General features: G+C 64.9%; 3 protein-coding genes. 1 reads left to right on the forward strand and 2 read right to left on the reverse strand.

Annotated elements, in window-relative coordinates; translation table 11 throughout:
* Nucleotides 1–912: hypothetical protein (locus tag EOA22_RS28065; protein WP_245478704.1), on the reverse strand; the 912-nt coding region annotated here is incomplete at its 3' end.
* Nucleotides 913–1027: 115 nt separating this feature from the next.
* Nucleotides 1028–2842, reverse strand: coding sequence for a hypothetical protein (locus EOA22_RS28070; RefSeq protein ID WP_063169762.1), 1815 nt, complete (start codon nucleotides 2840–2842; stop codon nucleotides 1028–1030).
* Nucleotides 2843–3058: 216 nt separating this feature from the next.
* On the opposite strand from EOA22_RS28070, the gene EOA22_RS28075 reads away from it, so the two are divergent.
* On the forward strand, nucleotides 3059–3482 hold a 424-nt coding region (locus EOA22_RS28075), incomplete at its 3' end, for a serine hydrolase (RefSeq protein WP_164755903.1).

Below are 3482 nucleotides of genomic sequence, written 5' to 3' on the forward strand. Positions count from 1 at the left end.
TTCTTCGGCGCTGCCTTGCCGAAAGCCGGCTTGGTGTCCTTCGAACGGCCTGTCATGGCCGGGCCGGCGCCGGTTTTGGATTGGGTCGCCTTGCCCTTGGCGGGCGCGACTACGCCCCATGGAGCGGCCGCCATTGCTGAACCACAGCATGGTGATTGGCAGTTCGGCCGGGTTCTTCAGCACCAGCACCAGATCGTCCTCGGCCTGTCGTGCAAGCGCGGTCCATCCCGGCCCGCCATGGTCGGCTTCGACCAGCGTGATGAAATCCTCGCGGCGGTCATCCATGCGGTATTCCGTCAGGTCGAGCGTGCCGCCGCCGGCGGCGGGAAAATGGCCGAGATCGGCGGAGCGCGCCGGATAGGCGAGCATGAAGCGGCCGCGTGCGGGATCGGGCTCCAGCGGATCGTCCAGCGTCGCGGCAAAACGCTTCGGCGAAAAGGCCAGCCTGCCGCCGCCGGTCATGGCCGTCATCGGGTGATGGGCGACCGAGATCGCACCATTGCCGCCGGAAAATACATGCTCCTGGTAGAGGAAGGGATGGCCGTCGCGCAGCGTCAGGATCTTGTCGACCGAAGCGCCCATCACCTCGTGCCGCAGGCGATAGACGGCGCGCCAGCCATCGTCGGTCGCGACACTTTCGACGACATCCCAGGCGCTGTTGGCCGTCCAGCCATGCAGCGGCGCTTCCTCGACATCGCTGCGCGAAAACGGCGCGCAGAGGAAATCGCCGGACAGCCGAACCGTGCCTTCCGGCAGGTCTTTCGGCAGCGTCTCGTTCGCATCGACCCAGGGCGCGCGATGCAGCGGCTTCAGCTGCCGCCCGCCAGCCTCGACGACCATGTCGGCGATGTGGCCGACCGTGAGGTCGAGCGAAACCGAAATGCCTCTGGCCTTGATGGTGTGGATGGTCATTGCGCTGTCACCGATTCTGAAGGCGCAAACTGAACCGTTCGGCGGCGGTTGCGCAAGCGCCGCGACAGGCATTTTGCATCGCGCACCTTCACCTTCCCCACAAGGGGAGGGTGAGCTACTGTCGCTTGTATTCCCGCACCGGCGACTTGGTGTCGTCGGTGTAGGTAACCTGCACCGACATCGATTTCACGCTGTCGGCGACCTTGAAATAGGGCTGGTAATCGTAGGGGATGGCGTAGGGGTCCTTCTTGTCGCAAGGCGGCATCTTGATCTCCTTGTCGAGGGCCGCGCCGTTCAGGCTGTAATGCACCTGTTTGATGGCGCAGCGGTAGGACAGCATCTGGGTGAAATAGACCAGGCCGTGGTTGCCGCTGGCATCGAAGGCGATCCACGAGGTCCAGAACTGGTCGAGGATCTGCTTGTTGCCTTGCTGAAGCGCTGTCTCGGGGTCGAAGCGGATGTCGAACGGGCCGGTCTCGCGGCCCCTGATGTCGAGATATTTGATCGCAATGATCCCCGCCACGGTGCTGTCGGGTATCTCGAAGCTCGGATTGGCCATCGGCTTGCCGGTGGTCTGGTCGTTCATGGCCAGGAAACCGGTGTCGGTGAAAGGACCGCTGTCGCCCATGCGCCAGGAGATGGCGGTCGCCGGCTCGGGCAGCGAGATGGTCATCGACCAGCCCTGGTTGGAGCGCATCGGCGTCAGCGAAGGCACGAAGCGGGCGGGGTCGAGCACGTCGCCAAGCGCCGCCAGCCGGCTGCGGCTGCGGTCCAGCCAGTCGGCCAACTGCGTCTGGTCGACGAAATATTTGAGCAACCCGCCATCCTTTTCGTAGGACGTGAACTTGGTCAGCGCCTTGGCCTCGTTGCGCTTGTCGGCCAGCGTCTGGGCGCCGAGGCGGTCTTCGGAAAACTCCTGCGCCAACAGGAAATAGGCCGGCGCGAAATCTGGATTGGCTGATATGAAGACGTTGAGCTTGTCGAGGCGCTGGGCGTCGTCGAACTGCTGGATATGCACCAGCTTGATCGACAGCGCCTTGCCCTTGTCGGCAAGCGCGCCGAACACCTCGCGCGCGCCGGCCTTGCCGTCCTGCACCCGAAGCAGCGCGGCAAAGCGCGTGTAGGGATCGATGGCGTCGACGTCGAAGCCGGCAAAGGCGAGGTAGGAGCGCCGCGCATTCAGCATGTCGCCGGACAACTCGTAGACGCGGGCATTGTGGTAGAACTCGTCCGGCCGCTTCGGCTCGGCGATCGCCCCGCCCTGCGCGGCAAGGGCGGCAAAGCCCTTGGCGATGATGTCGATCGAGGCGGCGATCTGCTGCGTCGTCGCCTGCAGCTTCTCGGTCTGGGCCTGCTGCTGCGCCTGGCCGGCGACCAGCGTCTCGGTCTCCTTCTTCACCTCGTCGGTGGTCTTCTGCACTTCCGCCGTCTGCTCAGTCTGCTGCTGCTGGACGGACGCGATCTCGTCGGTCTTTTTCGCCGCCGTGTCGGTCGACTGCTTGACCGCGTCGACCGTCTTTTGCGTCTGCGTGACGGTCTGCTCGATCTTCGCAACTTTCTCGGTAACGATGCCCATCGACTGCTGCAGCCCGGCAATGGCCGGCACCAGGCTGGCGATCACCCCATGCTGGGCGTTGGTCTGCTGCTGCAGGCCGTAGACGCCGCCGGCGACGGCCGCCGCACTGGTGGCGAAGATCAAGGCCGGCAGCGCCTTGGCCGCCAGCACCAGCCGGAGCACGATGGCAATGGCGATGATGATTGCGGCCACCGCGGCGACCAGCGCGATATAGGCGGCGAACGGCGCCAGCGGATTGAGGATGTCGGATACGGCACCCCCGACAAAGGCGACGCTGCCAGCCCATTTGCCGGTGCGGCTGAGTGATGCCCTGATAAGCGAGGGCGCAGCGCCCCCGGCCCCGATGTTCGTCATGCCAAGCCCCCAAGCCCTCGATACCACGCCCCTTCCCACGGGAAACGCGGCCTTGGCAAGCAAAGACACGGGAAAACCGGCGTTTTCGGGGCGGATGCCAAGCTTGCGAGGCTCGACAATCCTGGGGCTAACCGGCATTAACCAAATGGACGCAACAGCCGCGTTACGTTAGCGTCGTCTCATCTCAGCAACAGCCGACCCAGAACAGTCCAGCCCTTGTCCTACCTGCGTCCCTTTCCGCTCATCCAGAGAGTTTTTGCGGCACTAGCCCTGCTGGTGCTGCTGGCCGGCTGCGCCACGACGCCGCCCGACAGCGTGCTGGCCGTGCCCGCGCCGGCGCAGAAATATGCGGCCATCGTGGTTGACGCCAGGACCGGCAAGCAGCTGTTCGAGGTCAGCTCGACGGCGCAGCGCTACCCCGCCTCGCTGACCAAGATGATGACGCTGTATCTTTTGTTCGAGGCGCTGGAGTCCGGCCGCGTCAGCAAGCAGACGCAGATCCCGGTGTCGGACCATGCCGCCTCGCAGCCGCCGACCAAGATGCGCTTCCGGCGCGGCGAGAGCATCGACGTCGATTCCGCGATCCGCGCCATCGTCGTCAAATCGGCCAATGACGTGGCGGTGGCGGTCGGCGAATATC

Origin of the sequence: Mesorhizobium sp. M7A.F.Ca.US.014.04.1.1 (assembly GCF_003998745.1) — a bacterium.
Taxonomy (GTDB): domain Bacteria; phylum Pseudomonadota; class Alphaproteobacteria; order Rhizobiales; family Rhizobiaceae; genus Mesorhizobium; species Mesorhizobium ciceri.